The 18,235-nt window shown below is 43.0% G+C and carries 23 protein-coding genes; 16 read left to right on the top strand and 7 right to left on the bottom strand.

Annotated features, from left to right (window positions below):
• Positions 1-56: 56 nt before the first annotated feature.
• A complete protein-coding gene (locus DUL71_RS26575) occupies positions 57-965 on the bottom strand; it encodes a LysR substrate-binding domain-containing protein (RefSeq protein ID WP_114940889.1) in 909 nt (302 codons plus the stop codon).
• 470 nt (positions 966-1,435) lie between these two features.
• Between DUL71_RS26575 and DUL71_RS26565 the strand changes: the two genes are divergently transcribed.
• The gene (locus tag DUL71_RS26565) at positions 1,436-1,987 is read left to right on the top strand and encodes a hypothetical protein (RefSeq protein WP_114940887.1); all 552 of its coding nucleotides are present in this window, start codon (positions 1,436-1,438) and stop codon (positions 1,985-1,987) included.
• Entirely contained in the window at positions 1,987-2,979 is a 993-nt protein-coding gene (locus DUL71_RS26560) for an NADP-dependent oxidoreductase (protein WP_114940886.1), read from the top strand. The genes DUL71_RS26565 and DUL71_RS26560 overlap by 1 nt, the downstream gene beginning before the upstream one ends.
• Positions 2,980-3,022: 43 nt before the next feature.
• On the opposite strand, the gene DUL71_RS26555 is transcribed toward DUL71_RS26560, so the two are convergent.
• The gene (locus tag DUL71_RS26555; RefSeq protein WP_114940885.1) at positions 3,023-3,952 is read right to left on the bottom strand and encodes a TIGR01777 family oxidoreductase; all 930 of its coding nucleotides are present in this window, start codon (positions 3,950-3,952) and stop codon (positions 3,023-3,025) included.
• A gap of 2 nt (positions 3,953-3,954) precedes the next feature.
• On the bottom strand, positions 3,955-4,773 hold the full coding sequence (locus tag DUL71_RS26550; RefSeq protein ID WP_114940884.1) for a DCC1-like thiol-disulfide oxidoreductase family protein: 819 nt from the start codon (positions 4,771-4,773) through the stop codon (positions 3,955-3,957).
• A gap of 140 nt (positions 4,774-4,913) precedes the next feature.
• Here DUL71_RS26550 and DUL71_RS26545 point away from each other — a divergent pair, with 140 nt between their 5' ends.
• From DUL71_RS26545 to DUL71_RS26535, 3 genes are all read left to right on the top strand, one after another.
• Entirely contained in the window at positions 4,914-5,531 is a 618-nt protein-coding gene (locus DUL71_RS26545) for a hypothetical protein (RefSeq protein ID WP_114940883.1), read from the top strand.
• Positions 5,528-5,830, top strand: coding sequence for a winged helix-turn-helix domain-containing protein (locus DUL71_RS26540; protein ID WP_112571474.1), 303 nt, complete (start codon positions 5,528-5,530; stop codon positions 5,828-5,830). The genes DUL71_RS26545 and DUL71_RS26540 overlap by 4 nt, the downstream gene beginning before the upstream one ends.
• Before the next feature lie 226 nt (positions 5,831-6,056).
• Complete coding sequence (locus DUL71_RS26535; protein WP_114940882.1) at positions 6,057-6,839, top strand: enoyl-CoA hydratase/isomerase family protein; 783 nt, start codon at positions 6,057-6,059, stop codon at positions 6,837-6,839.
• Positions 6,840-7,194: 355 nt separating this feature from the next.
• Here DUL71_RS26535 and DUL71_RS26530 read toward each other — a convergent pair whose 3' ends face one another.
• Positions 7,195-8,400 (bottom strand): alkaline phosphatase family protein, encoded by a 1,206-nt coding sequence (locus tag DUL71_RS26530; protein ID WP_161964517.1) that lies wholly within the window; start codon positions 8,398-8,400, stop codon positions 7,195-7,197.
• A 400-nt stretch (positions 8,401-8,800) separates the two neighbouring features.
• Here DUL71_RS26530 and DUL71_RS26525 point away from each other — a divergent pair, with 400 nt between their 5' ends.
• The 9 genes from DUL71_RS26525 to DUL71_RS26485 all read left to right on the top strand — a co-directional run bounded on the left by DUL71_RS26525 (position 8,801) and on the right by DUL71_RS26485 (position 14,737).
• Positions 8,801-9,403, top strand: a complete 603-nt coding sequence (locus DUL71_RS26525) for a hypothetical protein (RefSeq protein ID WP_223818065.1) — start codon at positions 8,801-8,803, stop codon at positions 9,401-9,403.
• A 172-nt stretch (positions 9,404-9,575) separates the two neighbouring features.
• Entirely contained in the window at positions 9,576-11,021 is a 1,446-nt protein-coding gene (locus DUL71_RS26520; RefSeq protein WP_114940879.1) for a sigma-54-dependent transcriptional regulator, read from the top strand.
• Positions 11,022-11,025: 4 nt separating this feature from the next.
• Positions 11,026-11,229, top strand: a complete 204-nt coding sequence (locus tag DUL71_RS26515; RefSeq protein ID WP_114940878.1) for a hypothetical protein — start codon at positions 11,026-11,028, stop codon at positions 11,227-11,229.
• An 81-nt stretch (positions 11,230-11,310) separates the two neighbouring features.
• Entirely contained in the window at positions 11,311-12,348 is a 1,038-nt protein-coding gene (locus DUL71_RS26510; protein WP_112571486.1) for an AI-2E family transporter, read from the top strand.
• Between the two features lie 163 nt (positions 12,349-12,511).
• Positions 12,512-12,778: a YtxH domain-containing protein gene (locus DUL71_RS26505; protein ID WP_090532345.1), complete on the top strand. Its 267-nt coding sequence runs from the start codon at positions 12,512-12,514 to the stop codon at positions 12,776-12,778.
• 61 nt (positions 12,779-12,839) lie between these two features.
• Positions 12,840-13,190: a phage holin family protein gene (locus DUL71_RS26500; protein ID WP_112571488.1), complete on the top strand. Its 351-nt coding sequence runs from the start codon at positions 12,840-12,842 to the stop codon at positions 13,188-13,190.
• 3 nt (positions 13,191-13,193) lie between these two features.
• Positions 13,194-13,640, top strand: coding sequence for a hypothetical protein (locus DUL71_RS26495; protein WP_114940877.1), 447 nt, complete (start codon positions 13,194-13,196; stop codon positions 13,638-13,640).
• A 105-nt stretch (positions 13,641-13,745) separates the two neighbouring features.
• Positions 13,746-14,405: a tRNA (guanosine(46)-N7)-methyltransferase TrmB gene (trmB, locus tag DUL71_RS26490; protein WP_114940876.1), complete on the top strand. Its 660-nt coding sequence runs from the start codon at positions 13,746-13,748 to the stop codon at positions 14,403-14,405.
• The gene (locus tag DUL71_RS26485; RefSeq protein ID WP_114940875.1) at positions 14,405-14,737 is read left to right on the top strand and encodes an MGMT family protein; all 333 of its coding nucleotides are present in this window, start codon (positions 14,405-14,407) and stop codon (positions 14,735-14,737) included. The genes trmB and DUL71_RS26485 overlap by 1 nt, the downstream gene beginning before the upstream one ends.
• 12 nt (positions 14,738-14,749) lie before the next feature.
• On the opposite strand, the gene DUL71_RS26480 is transcribed toward DUL71_RS26485, so the two are convergent.
• From DUL71_RS26480 to DUL71_RS26470, 3 genes are all read right to left on the bottom strand, one after another.
• A complete protein-coding gene (locus DUL71_RS26480) occupies positions 14,750-16,156 on the bottom strand; it encodes a serine hydrolase (protein WP_114940874.1) in 1,407 nt (468 codons plus the stop codon).
• Between the two features lie 6 nt (positions 16,157-16,162).
• Positions 16,163-16,522, bottom strand: coding sequence for a VOC family protein (locus tag DUL71_RS26475; protein ID WP_114940873.1), 360 nt, complete (start codon positions 16,520-16,522; stop codon positions 16,163-16,165).
• A gap of 73 nt (positions 16,523-16,595) precedes the next feature.
• Positions 16,596-16,973: a VOC family protein gene (locus tag DUL71_RS26470; protein WP_114940872.1), complete on the bottom strand. Its 378-nt coding sequence runs from the start codon at positions 16,971-16,973 to the stop codon at positions 16,596-16,598.
• 113 nt (positions 16,974-17,086) lie between these two features.
• Between DUL71_RS26470 and DUL71_RS26465 the strand changes: the two genes are divergently transcribed.
• Positions 17,087-17,434: a carboxymuconolactone decarboxylase family protein gene (locus DUL71_RS26465; RefSeq protein ID WP_112571500.1), complete on the top strand. Its 348-nt coding sequence runs from the start codon at positions 17,087-17,089 to the stop codon at positions 17,432-17,434.
• A gap of 125 nt (positions 17,435-17,559) precedes the next feature.
• Positions 17,560-18,129 (top strand): DNA-3-methyladenine glycosylase I, encoded by a 570-nt coding sequence (locus DUL71_RS26460; RefSeq protein ID WP_114940871.1) that lies wholly within the window; start codon positions 17,560-17,562, stop codon positions 18,127-18,129.
• The last annotated feature ends 106 nt before the right edge of the window (positions 18,130-18,235 follow it).

Genomic DNA, 18,235 nt, shown 5'->3' with positions numbered 1-18,235 from the left:
ATGTAACGATTTATATCGATTTGAATACTTGCTAATCGACCGATCCCCCGTGGCATTTACGCCGGAACACCCTTTTCATTTACATGATAGTCGGTAGCGTAGGCCGCAAGGCTTTTTGCAAGTGCCAGGGCCGAACGCTTGCGGTAAGCATTCCTGGGCCAGGCAATTGTGGCTTCGCGGGTCATTCCTGCGCCGGTGATCTTGACGGCTTGTAAACCGGGATGATTGAAAGCCGATGAGCCCATGAGCACTGTTGCCCACCTACCCGTATCAACTAATTGCAGCAACATATGGATGTCATTAACCTCCATTTTTACGTTAGGCATTACATGATGCTTTTGCAACACGCTATCAAGGTAATTACGGATACTATAACCAGCGGATGGTAATAACAACGGAATCTCGTTAAGCTGCCGGAGGTTTACCTGCTTCATTTGCGCCAGCGGATGACCTGAATGAACAATGAGCGCAAGGCAGGAAGAAAAGATCTTTTCAGATTGAACGGAAGGCGTTTCCTGCTCAGGCATAAAAGACAGCATCATATCCAGCTTGCCTTGTTCTAACTGCGCGATGAGGTCCTGCGTGGTACCAAACCCTATCTGTAGTTTAATATCGGGATATTTAGCACTGAAATCCAACACAGCTTTGGTAAGCAAATTGGTGAGCCCGTACGTAGTGCCAACAGTAAGCGTGCCGCTTTGCAGGTTCATAAGGTCTTTGAGCATATCACGCCCATCCTCGGCCTCCCTAATCGTTTTTTGCGCATACGGCAAAAAGAACTTGCCCGCTTCGGTAAGGCGCACCCGCTTGGCTACACGGTCAAATAATGGTAGCTGCAGTTCATCTTCCAGTTGTTTAATCTGTTGCGAAAGTGTGCTTTGAGTTATAAACACTGCCGCAGCCGCGTCGGTAAAGTTTTGCAGTTCGGCAGCTTTAATAAAGTATTTCAATTGGCGAAGTTCCATAAACTAAGAAACTGTTTAAAAACGGTTAAATAAAACTGCTATATCATGCTCGTCATTGCTTCGTCTCCTATGACGACGAATTGTAAGAATTTGATTATTAGATGTATTTTTTTGATTTTGTTGTCAATTTGGGCGTTACCTGCGGCCCGGGCTTTCCGTTGCAAGTCCTCGCTTTTCCAACCCACATCCCTACACACGCTGTGGGCTTTACACTGCAATCCCTAACGCAGGCCTACGCACCATAACTGCAAAATCAGAACAATACATTCTTATTTGTACGTCATTCCATTTTTTTAAGGGCGCACCTGACGGGTACCCGCAATGACGGCTTCTATATGCTTTTAACAGCTTCTAAAGATAGTGATTCATTTTCATAATCGGTTTTATCAATGAATTACATAGAAAAAATGAGTTTAGACGATTAAGTTTTATCGCTGACCTTTGGTTCAACAAATCAAAACAATAAGATCATGGAAATTCAACAAACTCCCGCAAACGCTTTATCTCACTCTGTAGTAAAAGCCACTATTAACGCTCCAATCGAAAAAGTAAACATTGCCGACTGGCTCTTTAACCTGCCCGATGCTGAATATCAAAAATGCTCGGTTAACCATATCGCGGCCGGCTTTACCCGCACTTATGACGGACAGCCCATGTCTATCAACGTGGAAATGATTGGCGACGCGATGGTGATACAGCATTATGTAGCCACCGAATACCGACCTGATTATTGCCGGATGCTGTCGGTATCTGATGTATTTGGTAAAAGCGGCCACAGCAAAGTGCAAGTACTCTGGGAACTTAAAGCCAAGGCAATTGATGCAAATACTTGCGAATACACCAATGAGATCCATGCTACCGCCACTCCCGAATTTTTAGCTTTCATTGAAGAACACGGTGTTACTTTGGCTCAGGCAGCGACTTCCCGCCAGGCAGCTTCCGATCTGCACAATCATGAGGAAACCCCGCTTTTCGCAAAAAGCATCGAACATAAAGCGCTTACCGGAAAATATGGTATCTGATGAAAAGCAAATTAATCAGGCTGGCCTCCCTGCCGGAAGGAATGCCGAGGGAGGCCAACTTCAACATTGATTTTGAAGAACTGCCCGCCATGAAAACCGGCGAAGTATTGCTCAAAACCCTATACATTTCTGTTGATCCTTATCTTCGGGCTAAAATGGCAGGAGGGCATAAACCGCCCCTCATTACCGGCGATGTAATGTATTCACGCGCGGTAGCGGAAGTAATTGACTCAGCACGTCCAGACTTTAAACCAGGTGATAAAGTGCTTGGCTTCCTGGAATGGCGCGATTACCTGCTTTACGACGGTGAAGGCTTAACTTTAATAAACAATAACAGGCTTCCGTTGAGTAGTTATCTCGGCATCCTGGGCTCAACGGGGCTTTCGGCATACTTCGCGCTAACGGACATCGGCCAACCTAAACCCGGCGAAACGCTGGTAGTTTCGGGAGCGGCCGGGGCAGTGGGAAGCATCGCCGGACAAATAGGTAAGTTGATGGGCTGCCGGGTAATTGGCATTGCAGGCAGTAATGAGAAGGTTGAGTGGATGCGATCTAAATTGGGTTTTGACGGTGGGATCAATTATAAAACTAGTCCCGATATTGGAACCGCCCTGGCCAATCTCTGTCCGGATGGTACAGATGTTTATTTTGATAACGTAGGTGGTATTATTTCAGATGCAGTGATCAGCACCATGAATGATTATGGACGGGTGGTGGTATGTGGTTCAATAGCCAGTTATAATGATACAGCTCCCGAAACAGGTGTGCGGTTATTGCCACTTGTTGTGTACAAAAAACTATTGATCCGCGGCTTTCTTATTGCAGATTATAAAGCCTGCTTTAACGAAGGCATTCATCAACTGCAACAATGGCTAACAGCGGGACGACTACATTACGCCGAAACAATTATGGATGGTTTTGATAAACTTCCTGAAGCCTTTATCGGGTTATTCGAGGGAAAAAACGAAGGGAAAATGATTGTACGGCTGTAAAACTTATCCCCATACAAATACTTGAATCCGGAGTCCCGGATCATTATTCCCTTATACTTAAAATATCATGCACCGCATGTTCCGGTTTTTCATACTGAAATTTAAACCCGCTATCCAATAATCGCTTGGGCACCACCCACCGGCTTTTTAATATCAGTTCAGTTTCAGTTCCGATAAGCAATGCGCCGGCCTCAAGCAGCCATTGGGGAGCAGGTAAACCGAAAGGTGCGCCATAGGCCTCGCGGATGATCTGCATCATGTTCGTGTTCTTTGCAGCTTCGGGAGCGGTACAGTTAAATACACCGTTTAATTCGGGGTGATCAAGCAGCCATTGCGTGCTGCGGGCCACATCATGCTCGTGTACCCAGGCCATATATTGCTGCCCGTCGCCTTGCTTACCGCCCAGTCCAAACCTCACCAGGTTCAGCAATCGTGGAAAAACACTGTCACTATGGCCTAATACGATACCCATGCGAAGGGCAATTTTGCGGGTATGGGGCGTATCTGTTTTAAAGAAAGTGCTTTCCCATATATTGCAAACATCAATAGAAAAGCCATAACCTATTTCGCCGGTCTCTTCGTCCTGCGCATGGTCTTCGGCATGGCGATAAATGGTGGCAGAGGTTACGTTGATCCAAACTTTTGGCGGGTTAGTCATTTTATTGATCACCCGGCCCAACAGCTCAGTTGGTACTACCCTTGAACGGATGATCTCCCGTTTATTTTTTTCAGTATACCGGCAGTTTACATTTTTGCCGCACAGGTTGATCAGCATATCGGCACCGGCAAGGTGTACTGTCCACCCGGCTTCGGTTTCGCCATCCCAAAGTGCGGTATGCACATTGCCGTCGACGGGTTTTTGTTTCCGGGCAAGAATGATCACTTCATCTGCCAGATCACGGTAATATTTAGCCAGCACAGTACCGAGGTAGCCATTGCCACCTGCCAGTACAATTTTTTTATAAGGTTTCATGATCAGTTAAGGTTTAAAATGAGCAATAACAAAACAATACGGTAGGTCACCCAGGTAATGGTAAGCACCCAGCCAAGCCCCAGCAATTTGGTACGGCGCATATGTTCCAGCAACATCAAACCCGCTACTGCCATAAAATACAAGGTATAAACCAGCGGCCCAAATTGAAAAAAGCGACTTACTATCAGGCCAATCAGCAATAATAAACTGCCTGCAAAAGAGATAGTCATCATATTACCGAGATAGGTCCACAGGTTTCGGCGGTCAAAACTACAGATCGCGGCACCCTGGAAAATGATCTGTCCACCGCAGATCAGGTATTCGCGGTAGGGGTTACCTAAAGGCACCACCCCCACAAGCAGATGGGCATAGGCTGTTAGGATAAACCCGGTACAAAACCAGGTAAACAGCAGGTAAAGCAAACGGTAATGCAGCTTAAAGGTAGGCTGGTACTCAAACCCGGTTTCTGCGGCCGGAATAATTACCCGGCGGTTATATGATATAAAAGCATATGCCTTGCTCATGAGCCAGACAAAAGGCTTTAAGGCAAACAAAGGGGCAAATATTGGCCAGGCGTTAGCAATTATTTTAAACAGGCTTTTTACGCCGTAACTCACCTCGCCATTTTCCAGGTTTATCAAAGCTATTTCATTAACGGCCCGTTGCCTGTCATAAACAGGGCAGGTATCCGCATGCGCTTCCTGGTAAGCAGACCGACCGTTTGCGTCAAGCATACCGGTTTTTACAAACGCCCCGGTATAAACACGGCACATAGGGCACTCGGCATCAAACAGGATCATATGATTTTTGAGCGTTTTCATAACTTTCAGTGTTTTCTGAAACAAATATACAATATATTTTAAACTTTCAATAAATACTGAAAATTAAATTTCAATAAAAGTGTTTCGCCCTCTTGCAAAATCCGATCTTATCTATAACTTTGAACAACAAAGTACTTTTGATGAAAGAACAAGATATTCATGCAGAGTTAAGTTCCATCCGCGACCTGATGGAGCGGTCGGCCAAGTTTATTTCGCTTAGTGGCCTTTCTGGCGTAATGGCCGGCATCTACGCGTTCATTGGCGCAGGAGTAGGATACACTTTGCTTCAGGGCCAGTATGCTGCACTCAGAGATGGCCATACTTACATTGACGAATTGCTGATCATTAAGTTATTTGTAGTAGCCATAGCTGTACTTGTGCTTTCCATTGGTACCGGCATCTGGTTATCGATACGTAAAGCCAAAAGAAACGGGCAACCTTTTTGGAATGCGGGCAGCAAGCGCCTGCTTATTAATATGGCTATCCCGCTGGTAAGTGGTGGTTTGTTTACCATTATATTGGTTTACCGCGGTTATTACGGCATTGTAGCACCAGCCACACTGATATTTTACGGCATGTCATTAGTCGCGGGAAGTCATTACACATATTCGGGGATTAGAAGCTTGGGGATATTGGAGATTTTATTAGGTTTGCTTTGTGCCGTGATGCCGGGATACGGCTTAATTTTCTGGAGTGTTGGTTTCGGTCTACTCCACATTATTTATGGTACAGTAATGCATTTTAGATACGATAAGTGAAGATATCATTAGATCAGTTTGATAAAGCCTTTGAAAACCGCATCCGCCTGCAAATCATGAGCGTATTGGTTGCCAACGAAAGCTATGACTTTAACTCGCTTAAAGAATTGCTTGACCTTACCGACGGCAACCTGGCATCGCACCTGAAAGCCCTGGAGAAAGAAGAATACATCCAGGTGGAGAAATCTTTCATAGGCCGCAAACCCAATACCCGTTACCTGGCATCCGAAAAAGGACGCGCCGCATTCAGGCTGCACCTGCTTGCCCTCGAAAATTTGATCAAACAACAGAAACTATAATTTTTTTTATTTATTCACTTTGAAATACAAAGTGAATTTAAAAACAGTCGATTCTACCTAAACCCAATCACTATATCATCCGGTATTCTCAATAACGAGAATGCCGGTTTTTTCTTTCAGATCAACGCATCTGTTTACAGGAAGCGTCAAACAACTTCAATAATTTTCTTACTACTTTTACATGAAGCATCTGGTTATTTCAAGCAATACATAAAGTATATCTCCAATGGAATTTCAAAACTTACTGATAGCAAATAAAGAGCGTATTCAATACATCACCATCAACCGCGAAAGCAAACTGAATGCCCTTAATAAAGATACCCTTGCCGAACTGCATACCGCGTTCGCAGAGGCTTTTCAAAATCCTGAAGTTGGCGGTATCATCATCACCGGAGCCGGACCAAAAGCGTTTGTAGCCGGTGCAGATATCAGTGAGTTTGCGGCGCTGGATGTTGAAGGAGGGGCGCAGCTTTCGCGTAAAGGCCATACCGAGGTTTTTGACCTGATAGCCAATGGCAATAAACCTGTAATTGCAGCAGTGAATGGTTTTGCTTTAGGCGGAGGACTTGAGCTGGCTATGGCCTGTCATATCCGCATAGCATCCGATAACGCTAAAATGGGCCTGCCCGAGGTAACTTTGGGACTGATGCCCGGTTACGGCGGCACACAACGCCTTACCCAGCTGGTTGGCAAAGGCAAAGCCATGGAAATGATCTTAACCGCCGATATGATCACCGCTGCCGATGCCTTGCAATACGGGCTGGTTACCCATGTAACTACTCCCGACGAGCTGTTAATTAAAGCCGAAGAAATCCTGAGCAAAATATTAACACGCGCACCCTTAGCCCTTGCAGCAGCCATCCGCTGTATCAATGCTGCCTATACCGATGGTGTTAACGGCTATGAAACCGAAATAGCTGAGTTTGGCAAAAGCTTCGGCACCAAAGATTTTAAAGAAGGCGTGGCCGCGTTCATGGAAAAACGAAAAGCAGAGTTTAAAGGGGAATAGAAAATTATTCTCGCCCAATCAAGTGCCTATGCCATATCCGTTAACTTGAGGCAAAAAGGGGGGATTGCGCGATTCCCCTCTCACGAGAGTAATAGTTGACAATTCCCTCCCCTGGGAGGGGTGCGTTTGGATCGCGAGTTGGCAGGGAGGGGTTTGTACGTCATTTAGTAAATAAACCTGTCGATGAAACCCCTCCCTACACCCTCCCCAGGGGAGGGAATCGCACAGCCCACTCTCTTAAAATCTTCTGATTGTCTAATGATGGGCTATTACTCTCAAGAGGGGATTTTTCAAAGTATTCTTTAGCTAATCCTTAACTGTACATTTTAGGATCGTCTACGCTACAGCTTTAACCCTACCAATATTTCTTATCCGTAAGCCATGCTGCCAGGTCTTTATTATAATTAAAGTATGAGGCTGGTGGCATTTTAGCAGCGTTAAGAATAATTACCGGCACTTTTATCTCGTAAACAGAACCATGGCTTCGGTAGGTTTCCGGCAGATCCTCTTCCGCGCTGCTTTCCAGGTCGCCAAAAACAGTGGTCGAATCACCAAGCACAACAAGATCGCCAATCCTCACCGGCGGGAGGTGATATTTTTTAGCTGCCTCGGCACGAGTAAGTACCGTTTCAACACCTTTAATTTTATATAGTGCCTTTTTAACCTCCGGCAGATCGCCATCTTTATTCAAATAAACATAAGCCGCGCCGCCAAAACCACGGTGGTGCTTTACATATTTATCTTTCTCGGGGCTCAGCGCCAGTTTAATATCAACGTGCTGCAACTGCAACGCTTTCTTCACATCTACACAACGGCTTTTGTGGTTCACATCATGATCGGCAGTGATGAGTATGGTTGCATCTGGAGCAGCTTCGCTGATCTGGGCTATCAGGTTATCGATATTAGATAAATGTGCGATAGAGTTGCTGTCCGCAGGTGCCCAGGTATGCATCGGGTAATCTGTAGTATGGATATAGATACAACGGATGTCTTTATGGTTTTTAAGCAAATAGATGCCGGCCTTCATTGTCCAGTAGTTTACTTCGGCACTGTAAATACTTGCAGGCGTGCCTATCTTATTTGTCCATGAGGTATCGGCTGTTTCCGGTGATACTACAATATCGGCACCTTCAGGCAGCAGCGTGGTGCTTTTCTTTTTACTGGAAATCAGTGCCGATTTAATCCCATCCGCTTTCAACTTTTGAAAAATGGTAGGGGCAAGCACCAGGTGTTTATCTTCCATATACTCTTCCTCGCCTTGGTCATTTAAAAAGAAGTTTCCGCTGATGCCGTTTACCTCCGGAAAGGTGCCTGTACAAATTGAAGTATTGTTGGCATTGGTAACTGTTGGCATTAAAGCATTAACCTCTTTAAAAAAGCCTTTGGCAATCATAGCTTTTAAATGCGGCATAGGCGCGTTATTAAAATAACTCATGCCAAAACCGTCCATCATAATGATCACTACCCTTTTACCATGGTTAAATTGTTTCTGCTGGGCCTGGCTTATTTGTCCGGTCAACAATAAGATAAAAGCGATTATATAACGGCAGATATTTTTCATGATCATTTTTTAACGAAAATAACCCGCTCAAAACCCATCTATGTTAACAGGAAATAATTTAACCGAATAATGATCTGTCCTTAACACTAAAACATCCTAAACGGCCGATTCTTAAAGTACTTTTTGAAAGACATTTTGCCGTTTTACCCAATTTCACGCAGAATTCATCATTTTCAGGCTCAAAACCCCATGTTAAGACAATGTTAATTTTGACAGAAAAACAGCAATTACAGGGCCATTTGACAATATCCTGACCAAAATACCAATAGGGTCAAAAAATAAATTACTATCAATCAATTGATTAAATACTCATGACTTTTGGATGAAAAATCGAATCTGGATTATGCAGTTAATTTGCTTCGTGTTTCAAACAACATATATCAAAAACACAACAATAGTTATGAAAAATTTATTCAAAGTTTCAGCTTTAGCCCTTGCATTTGCAGGCTTAGCTTTTGGTGCAAAAGCACAAACATCTACACCTACTACCCCATCTACAACATCAACTACAACTAAAAGTGGCATCCGTTATAGCATAGGCGTTGAAGCAGGTTTACCTGTTGGCAATTTCAAAGACAACTACAAATGGAACTTAGGCGGTTCGGTTCAGGCTGATATCCCGGTTGTTTCAAACCAATTATTTGTTACTGTTAACGCAGGTTATAACAATGTATTTGGTAAAAACAACATCGGTGGTGTTCAAGGTCTTGATGCAACTGATTTCCACTTAATCCCGGTTAAAGCTGGTTTGAAATACTTCCCAATCAGCAACTTCTATGTACAAGGTGAAGCTGGTGCAGCATTTTTGCTAAACAAATCTGACGTTAATGCCAACAAATCAACAGCGTTTGTTTATGCTCCACAAATTGGTGTACAATTCCCTGTAAGCGCAAGCAGCTTTATTGATGCAGGTATCCGCTATGAAGCAACTACCAAATATGCAACAGGTATTGATCAAAGCAAAGTGAACTTTATAGGTTTACGTGTAGCGTACGGCTTTTAATATATGGCCCTACAAATACCTTGACATAAAAAAGGGGAGCTCATTCGGGCTCCCCTTTTTTATTGTTTTTTTAATTCATATGAACCTTAATAATTAAATAAATCGTATAAATTAGCACATTGTTTGTATTTTGACACTTAATAAGACATTTACCGCACAATAATTGCTGAATATGAAGAGGATCCTCATCATTGATGATGAAGTTAATGTTGCGTTATTGCTATCGAAGTTTTTAACGCGAAATGGGTTTGACGTTAGTACCGCATCAAGTGGTACGGGGGGTATGGAGGCGTTGAAAAACGGTGAATATCAACTTGTACTTTGCGATTTCAGGCTTGAAGATACCGACGGGCGCGAAATGCTCCGTAACATTAAAATTCAGTATCCTAAAACTGGGGTTATTATCATCACCGGCTATTCAGACATTAAGATGGCTGTTGAGTTGATCAAAATGGGGGCTTATGATTATATCACCAAGCCGCTATATCCTGATGAGATCTTAAATACCATAAATAAGGCTCTTGAAACTCACCACGCGCTGGTTGAGGTTGATGAAGAACCACAAGCCGCCATTGTTTCCGAAAAAGCAAAGACCAATACTGTTAAAAAAACTGTTTTTGCAGCAGAATTTGTTACGGGCACAAGCCGTGCATCAAAAGAGCTTGCCCGGCAGATTGAGCTGGTAGCGCCAACCAATTACAGCGTTATTATTTTAGGCGAAAGTGGTACAGGTAAGGAATCGGTTGCCAAAAGTATTCACCTGAACAGTCCGCGCCATAACCAGCCGTTCATTGCCATGGATTGCGGTTCGTTAACCAAAGAGCTTGCGGCAAGTGAGTTTTTTGGTCACGAAAAAGGCTCATTTACCGGCGCTTTATATACCAAAATAGGCCACTTTGAAATGGCTAACGGCGGTACGCTGTTTTTAGATGAAGTGGGCAACCTTTCATACGAGATCCAGGCCGCATTGCTTCGCACCGTACAAGAGCGTAAGGTTAAAAGGATAGGCAGCACCAAAGAGATTGATCTTGATGTCCGCATTATCATAGCCACCAACGAAAACCTGCAGGAAGGTATCCAGAAGGGCCGTTTCCGCGAGGATCTTTATCACCGCTTTAACGAGTTCAGCATTTACATGCCGCCATTGCGCGAGCGTGGACATGATATCATATTACTGGCCGAGCACTTTCTAAAAATAGCCAACCAGGAACTTGGCCGCAGTGTCGAATCCTTTTCGCAGGAAGTTGTGGATTGCTTTATGAACTACCGCTGGCAGGGTAATATCCGCGAGCTTAAAAATGTGATCCGCCGTGCGGCGCTTTTGGCCGAAGGTAACGAGATTACGCTTAAAGCATTGCCGCTTGAAATGTCGACCTATAAACTATCATACGAGGCACCTAATCATTACGCTCAACAGCAACCGGCTGCCAAACCGTATGAAGCTCCGGAGGTTAAGGAAACCCGTCATGATTTGAAAAACGCCGCGCTTGAAGCCGAATATGAAACTATCATCCGAGTATTAAGGGAGGTTAACTTCAATAAAACCAAAGCCGCCGAGATCCTGAACATCGACCGTAAAACGCTTTATAACAAAATGAAGGCCATTAACCTTAAATAGTAATATGGGGCCTAATGAAGATAAAAACGACGCCGAAGCCTTGCGCAAATTAAGGCATGATATAAAAAATCAACTATCAAACATACACCTTGCGCTTGAGCAGTTGCGGTACGAAATACCTAACCCAACGTCGGATTGTTTGTTTTACATGGATACCATAGAGATAAGCTCAACCCGGATCAATACCCTGCTTAACGATACCAACTAAAAGGCGTTGCAATTAATACTTGAAACGCCAAAACTTTTTGGCGTTTTTTTGTTTTAAGCAAATATCAACACAACAGCCTAAATGTCAGTATTCAACTATAAACAACGCAACAACATCATCCTGGTAAGCATTATTATACTGGGCTGTTTTTTACTTTACGCAATTAGCGGTTTATTTAGTTCGATACTTGGTGCTGTAGTATTGTTTACCATTTTCAGGCCGCTGTTTGTAAACCTGGTCGAAAAACGCAACTGGAACAAAACGCTGGTAGCCCTGCTCATTATTTTCAGCTCACTTATTGTTATCGTTATCCCTTTCCTAACGCTGAGCATCATGATAGTGGGCAAAATTTCAAGCATCAATATCAAAGACCTGCCTATTGACCAATGGACATCAAAAATTGACGCTTTTGCGGCATCTAACTTAAATCAGCCCCACTTTGCCGAAGATACCCTTCAAAAGCTCGGGACTTTTGGCACAGGCCTATTTCCATCAATATTAAGCAGCGCAGCCAACATTATTATTACCCTGTTGGTATTGTATTTTCTTTTGTATTTTATGCTTACCCAAATGCGTGAGTTTGAGGCCGGCTTATTAAAATACGCGCCCTTCCGCGAGCAGCATGCATTAAAATTTGCCGCCGCCCTACGCGATTCTACCTATTCCAACGTTTTAGGACAAGGTATAATTGCTGCCACGCAGGGCTTCTTGCTGGCCCTTGGCTTTTACGCGCTAAGTATTCCGGATGCCGTATTTTGGGGGGTAATAGGAGCATTCATATCTTTTTTACCTGTTGTTGGCGCGCCAACCTTGTGTATTCCGGCAAGTATTATATTATTTGCACAGGGACATAACTGGCAGGGGGTGGCAATACTTGTTTACGGCTTGCTGGTTATTGGCAATATTGATAATGTTTTAAGGATGATCATTAACAAGCGCATAGCCAACACACACCCCATAATTTCAATAATCGGGGTATTTATTGGCTTGCCTTTGTTTGGTATCCTGGGCCTGGTGTTCGGCCCGGTGCTGTTATCATATTTCCTGCTGTTGCTTGAGATCTATGAAACAAACCGTATGGCGGCCGACAGGCTTGAGCGGATAAACAGCAGTGTATAAATTATACCGTACAGCCCTGAACAGTTTTGTGAACACAGGGTAAAATTTATTAATCAGATAAAAGTTAATTTATACTTAAATAAAAATAAATGCGCCAAATACACATATTTGGCAGGATATTTACGAGTAACTAATCAAATGTTCAACTTTAAATTATATTACAATGAATGATAACTCAAAAGTAGTTGTTGCATTGCTTGCCGGTTTAGCAGCAGGGGCAGCGTTAGGCATTTTGTTTGCACCTGATAAAGGAAATGAAACCCGCGACAAGCTTACCGAATCGTTAAAAAACCTTGGCGAGTCAATAAAAGATACTGCAGCTGCTGAAATTGACAACCTGGTTGGTTTAAAAGACAAAGTTGTTGAAAACATTAAGTCGAAAATCAAAGGCGCTGAAGAAGAATATCAGGATGACCTTGAGCACGCATAAGCATGTATAACACCATCCCGGATGTGGATGAACACCATATCCGGGATATATACCTTACCCTATGGAAGAGAAAAAAGATACCCAACCACCATTACCACCCATTATTGACCAGTTAAAAGAGTACGCCGAAACACGGTTTAAGCTTTTAAAATATGAAGCAATTGAAGGCGGATCATCCATACTGGCAAGTGTAATTGCCGATGTGGTAGTTGTGATCAGCATGGTGCTGGCCTTTCTTTTTGCCAGTGTTACATTAGGCTTTTTTCTGGCCGATGTTTTTCACTCCTACTGGGAAGGTTTTGGATGTGTAGCCGTCCTTTACTTTTTGATAGCCATGTTTATCAAGATATTTAAACGACACCTTGAAAGGCCGCTTATTAACATCTTTATTCAAAAAATATTTAAACGATAAACCATGGATCTTCATATCACAAACGTAAGCGATCTGCAGGCCGAAATATTCAGGCTTAAAGCACTCGAAAAACAGCAAAGCGTTGCGCTTAAAGCGCGCTTCAATAGTCCATCGGCTATTTTTTCTACCGCGCTCACACTGTTCCCGCGTTCAAACGATACTGATGGGATAAAGGGTACCAGCTTCTTTCATCCGGATATTCTGAACCTTGTTTCCAGGTTTATTATCCCGCTTGCCTTAAACAAAACTTTATTTAAGCATTCAAATTTTTTGGTAAAAACGTTGGTTGGCCTTGTTTCGCAAAAAGCGTCAAACTATGTTAATGAAGATGCTGTTAGCGGTATTTGGGACAAAGCGAAAGCATTATTTAGCAAATTCACCAAAAAGAAAGAGGATAAGGAATACAAACCGGCACCCTATGTTAAGCCGGTAGGTGGGGCTGCGGTATAAATCCTTATTTCGCCCGGTCTGATAAGCGCCTTGAGCCCCAGTTAGGTTTAAATTCGTAAAATTGGTGCTTATTAGATATTTTTGCGCTTTATTTTAAAAATTAAAGTGGGAAAAGATAAGATAAGACGTTTTGCCGAGATTGAAACCTTTAATAACGTACTGCAATTAGATGCCGGCAAACCTTTTAAAGGCCAATGGAGCCGCGAGTTTTTTAAGAACGATAACCCGGTAGTGCTTGAACTGGCCTGCGGCAAAGGCGAATACACCGTGAACCTTGCCCGCTTGTTTCCCGATAAAAATTTTATAGGTATCGATTATAAGGGTAATCGCATCTGGCGCGGCGCTAAAACCGCTATTGAAGATGGTGTACCCAATGTTGCCTTTTTACGTATTCAGATCGAAAACCTGCTCGATTATTTTGCTCCCGGCGAAGTTGATGAAATCTGGATCACCTTCCCCGATCCACAACCGCAATTGAGCCGCGAGAAAAAGCGCCTTACCTCGCCACGGTTCCTGGATAAATATGTGATCATCCTTAAGCCCGGTGGCTTTGTTAACCTCAAAACTGATAACGATGGTTTGCACGCCTACACCGCCGAAAAGATAGATGAGCTAAAATTGAACCTTCACGTTAAAACCGAAGATCTTTATCATTCGGAGCATGCCGATGAAGTGCTGTCTATCAAAACTTACTACGAGAAAAAATATTTACAGGATAACAAGAACATTAACTACCTTAAGTTTTCATTCCCGGTAAAAGCTTAATGGAAGAGATTAATTTTTTTGAAAAAGTATACCAGGTAGCCCGCCTCATTCCACCGGGACGGGTAACCTCTTATGGCGCTATAGCGGCTTACCTTGGCACCAAAGGTTCATCGCGTATGGTAGGCTGGGCCATGCAGGCAGCCGGAAATGTAAAACCTCCCGTTCCTGCCCACCGCGTAGTGAACCGCCAGGGGTTGCTAACCGCAAAAGCTCATTTCGGCGGTAACAGGATGGCCAAAATGCTGGAAAGCGAAGGGGTAAAAGTTATTAACGATCAGATCCAGGATTTTAAATCGCATTTCTGGGATCCGATGGTAGAACTGGCGTTGTGATGTGACCCGCTTTCAGTTAACTACTTTATCGCACTTAATTACGTTCCCGCCATCTTGAATGGAAACCGAAGTTATTTTCCCATTTTGATCCTTCGTAAAAAACACTTTTGCGTCTAAATCTAACAGATAAAATTTATCTTCAGATTCAGGAACGAGATACAGATCCGGGATTCCTGACATTCTTAGTACTAATTGACTGCCATTCAAAGTAACTGTTACCATTGCCCCATCCGCTCTTTTAAAAGTCCCTGTTCGGGACGTTAATACTTCGTTAGTTAAACTCACACTTTTAGGTTCTTCACTGATTGGAGCGCTCTTATAAGCTTTGTAGATTATTTGCGAACCCTCGGGAAAAGCCGCTCTCACAATATTATTACACATAATGAGGCCATTATCTGCGTTGGTCATTACCACCACTCCCCGTTTCGATTTTGGCAGCAATACAATAATTGACGCTACTCCAGGATCATTCCCTGCATGCTGCAATGCATACTCATTGTTGGGTAATCCGTCAATAATGCGCCAGCCCAAGCCCTGGTTAAGATTAGGGTTAATATAGGCCTGTTTGCTAACCATTTCTTTATACAATTTGCCGGAAAGATGCGCGCCGTTAAGTACTTCAATGGCAAATTTCGACATGTCATTTACGGTAGTCGTTAAACCCGCTGCCGCGCTACTTTGAACAGAATAATCATTCTTCACAATTTCTTTACCCTCTGCATCGTACATACCGCTATACAAGGCAAAGTCCTTTTTCCCATCCCATTCATGGCTGGTGCTGTTCATGTGCAATGGTTTAAACAATAACGAATCGGAGAGTTTAGCCAATGATTTATGGAATTTATGCTCGATTGCCAATCTGAGATATTCAAAACCTTCGCCAGAATAACTAAATTTAGTTCCCGGCTCAAAATTAAAAGTTAATTTTCCTGAAGCATTCATCCATCTCCAATTGTCAAATCCGGACTGCTGACTTAGCACGTGCCGGGTTGTTAGTTTTTTTGAATATGTGCTCGAGGCAACTTCGGGATCGATATAGTAATTGCAAATAGGCTCATCTAAATTCCATTTACCATCCTGCACCAGCCTAAGCACCAAAGTGGTAAATACTACTTTAGTGACTGATGCTACTTCAAATAGCATCTCTTTTGGAGCGGGTTGTCCATTGCGGGCATTTCCATATACGCGCGCTTTTACTAATTTATCTTTATCAATTATAACAACCCCAACATTAGGAATATTGAGCTCCTTCTGCCATTGTTCTATTTTAGAATCAAGGTTTTTATAGTCGTTTGGATTTGCTTCCCTGCTTTGCGAACCATTTTTAATAGCCTGTTGAGCTTCGGATAAAGTACAGGAAAAGCCCAATAGAAAAGCTGCTATGACAATTATTGGCAAAGATTTTTTAGAATACATCATAGTTATTTACTTCGTAAACTGCAGCAATTCCATCCTGTTCCCAAACGGATCGATAAATGAAAACCGGGTTCGCCCGGGAATAATCGGTTCTTCCCAAAACTCAACGCCATAACTTTCCAAATGCCGGCGGGCTTCGGCAATATCGGTAACCTCAAAAGCGGTATGGCGCGATGTACGGGGCAAAGCATCTTCGGTACTTAAATGCAGTTGAATATCAGCTATCTGAAACCAGTAACCTTTTGACTTAAAGGCAGGCCGTTCTAAGCGTTGCAAACCCACAACATCTGTATAAAAAATCCTTGCTTCTTCCAGCCGTTCCAGCGGAACGCAAACCTGGATATGGTCGGCGCGTTTAAAGTTGATCATAAGCCCCTCTAAATCTCCCCTGAAGGGGAGACTTTTAATAACATTTATTTATTAAGTTTCACAATAACTTTAGTTATTCATGCTCGGCAAAAGTAAGCACATAGCCGTTATTATCTTTTATCGAAAACTCGGTAGCGCCATAAAAAGTAGTTTCAAGGCCTTTTAATACGGTTACCTTTTCCTTTATTTCTTCAAAAAACGCACGGATATTTTTAAGGTTGATATATAACAGTAACGAACCTCCGTCGGTACGGTGTATTTCAGGCAGATCTTCGCCCAAACTATCATACGTCTGAAACATCATGGTAACGCTTCCATTGGTCATCATGGCCCAAACCAGATCGGTACCGGTTTCGGGGACACTCATGGTAACCTTGAAACCCAACAGTTCATAAAAACGGATGTTTTGGTTAATATCATTTACAAAAATGTTGGGCGATAAACTTTCCATAATTAGTGCGTAAAAATTTTGATTAGTGGCTATAAAAATAACAATCCATTCTTTTAAATGCTAAATATTTTAGCTTAATTAGCTTAAATTTTTATTAACAAACACAACATCCCGTGGGAAAACTTGTAGAAGAATTTGACGCCTATCGTTCTAAGATGAACGAAAGGATCATGGAGACTGCCAATACCAACATCAAACGCTTTTTCGCGCTCGATACAACCAGCTACGCCGAAGGCGCGCTTGACGTTAAAACCAAAGAGATGCTTGGCCTTGTAGCCAGCATGGTTTTACGTTGCGACGATTGTATCAAATATCACTTGGGCAAATGCCACGAAGCAGGCGTTAATCATGATGAAATGAACGAGATTTTCATGATAGCCAACCTGGTAGGCGGATCGATTGTTATTCCGCATTACCGCAGAGCAGTTGAATACTGGGACGAGTTGAATGAAGTGAAATAAGTCTATCCCACCGTCATTGCGAGGTACGAAGCAACCCCAGATTAACAGAGCCGCCTTGTATAGTTCGCGATTGCTTCGTGCCTCGCAATGACGTGATTTAATAATCAATATAAACCTTATAAAACATGACCGATCAAACAGATCCAAAAGGCATAACCCGCTGCTCCTGGGCCGGAACAGACGAACTATACATCAAATACCATGACGAAGAGTGGGGTAAAGAGGTTCATGACGACCATACTTTTTTTGAGTTCATGATCCTTGAATCTGCACAGGCAGGATTGAGTTGGATCACCATCCTGCGCCGCCGGGAAGCTTACCGTAAAGCATTCGCCAATTTTGATGTACAAAAAGTAGCAGCCTTCACTGCCGATGATGTTGAACGTCTGTTACAGGATGAAGGCATTATTCGTAATCGGCTTAAAATACAAACCTCCATCAGTAACGCTAAACTGTTTATCGATATACAAAAAGAGTTTGGCTCTTTTGATAAATACCTCTACAGTTTTATGCCAGGGGGGAAAGCCATCATGAACAACTCTAACGCAACACCGGCAACCAGTCCCGAGTCTGACGCGATAGCTAAAGACATGAAAAAACGTGGTTTTAAGTTCTTTGGCACCACTATTTGTTATGCTTTTATGCAGGCCACCGGTATGGTTAATGATCACATTCCTACCTGTAGTTTTAAATAAACAGACGCTAATTTGTATTAGCGTAATTCATTAAAATTGGTGTACTTTGCAGGAAACCATTACCTGCGCTATTGGGTGATGATTGCCTTTTCGGTATAATTCGTGT

Source organism: Mucilaginibacter endophyticus (assembly GCF_003351025.1).
Lineage (GTDB): Bacteria > Bacteroidota > Bacteroidia > Sphingobacteriales > Sphingobacteriaceae > Mucilaginibacter > Mucilaginibacter endophyticus.
This window is presented reverse-complemented; position numbering and strand designations above follow the sequence as displayed.

Coding starts and splice junctions, on each gene's coding strand:
- DUL71_RS26460 (WP_114940871.1), top strand. CDS start 17,560: ATGACCGATCAAACAGATCCAAAAGGCATAACCCGCTGCTCCTGGGCC.
- DUL71_RS26550 (WP_114940884.1), bottom strand. CDS start 4,773: ATGAAAACGCTCAAAAATCATATGATCCTGTTTGATGCCGAGTGCCCT.
- DUL71_RS26480 (WP_114940874.1), bottom strand. CDS start 16,156: ATGATGTATTCTAAAAAATCTTTGCCAATAATTGTCATAGCAGCTTTT.
- DUL71_RS26525 (WP_223818065.1), top strand. CDS start 8,801: ATGAAAAATTTATTCAAAGTTTCAGCTTTAGCCCTTGCATTTGCAGGC.
- DUL71_RS26495 (WP_114940877.1), top strand. CDS start 13,194: ATGGATCTTCATATCACAAACGTAAGCGATCTGCAGGCCGAAATATTC.
- DUL71_RS26515 (WP_114940878.1), top strand. CDS start 11,026: ATGGGGCCTAATGAAGATAAAAACGACGCCGAAGCCTTGCGCAAATTA.
- DUL71_RS26470 (WP_114940872.1), bottom strand. CDS start 16,973: ATGGAAAGTTTATCGCCCAACATTTTTGTAAATGATATTAACCAAAAC.
- DUL71_RS26530 (WP_161964517.1), bottom strand. CDS start 8,400: ATGAAAAATATCTGCCGTTATATAATCGCTTTTATCTTATTGTTGACC.
- DUL71_RS26560 (WP_114940886.1), top strand. CDS start 1,987: ATGAAAAGCAAATTAATCAGGCTGGCCTCCCTGCCGGAAGGAATGCCG.
- DUL71_RS26475 (WP_114940873.1), bottom strand. CDS start 16,522: ATGATCAACTTTAAACGCGCCGACCATATCCAGGTTTGCGTTCCGCTG.
- DUL71_RS26535 (WP_114940882.1), top strand. CDS start 6,057: ATGGAATTTCAAAACTTACTGATAGCAAATAAAGAGCGTATTCAATAC.
- DUL71_RS26565 (WP_114940887.1), top strand. CDS start 1,436: ATGGAAATTCAACAAACTCCCGCAAACGCTTTATCTCACTCTGTAGTA.
- DUL71_RS26545 (WP_114940883.1), top strand. CDS start 4,914: ATGAAAGAACAAGATATTCATGCAGAGTTAAGTTCCATCCGCGACCTG.
- DUL71_RS26510 (WP_112571486.1), top strand. CDS start 11,311: ATGTCAGTATTCAACTATAAACAACGCAACAACATCATCCTGGTAAGC.
- DUL71_RS26555 (WP_114940885.1), bottom strand. CDS start 3,952: ATGAAACCTTATAAAAAAATTGTACTGGCAGGTGGCAATGGCTACCTC.
- DUL71_RS26505 (WP_090532345.1), top strand. CDS start 12,512: ATGAATGATAACTCAAAAGTAGTTGTTGCATTGCTTGCCGGTTTAGCA.
- DUL71_RS26500 (WP_112571488.1), top strand. CDS start 12,840: ATGGAAGAGAAAAAAGATACCCAACCACCATTACCACCCATTATTGAC.
- DUL71_RS26575 (WP_114940889.1), bottom strand. CDS start 965: ATGGAACTTCGCCAATTGAAATACTTTATTAAAGCTGCCGAACTGCAA.
- DUL71_RS26485 (WP_114940875.1), top strand. CDS start 14,405: ATGGAAGAGATTAATTTTTTTGAAAAAGTATACCAGGTAGCCCGCCTC.
- DUL71_RS26520 (WP_114940879.1), top strand. CDS start 9,576: ATGAAGAGGATCCTCATCATTGATGATGAAGTTAATGTTGCGTTATTG.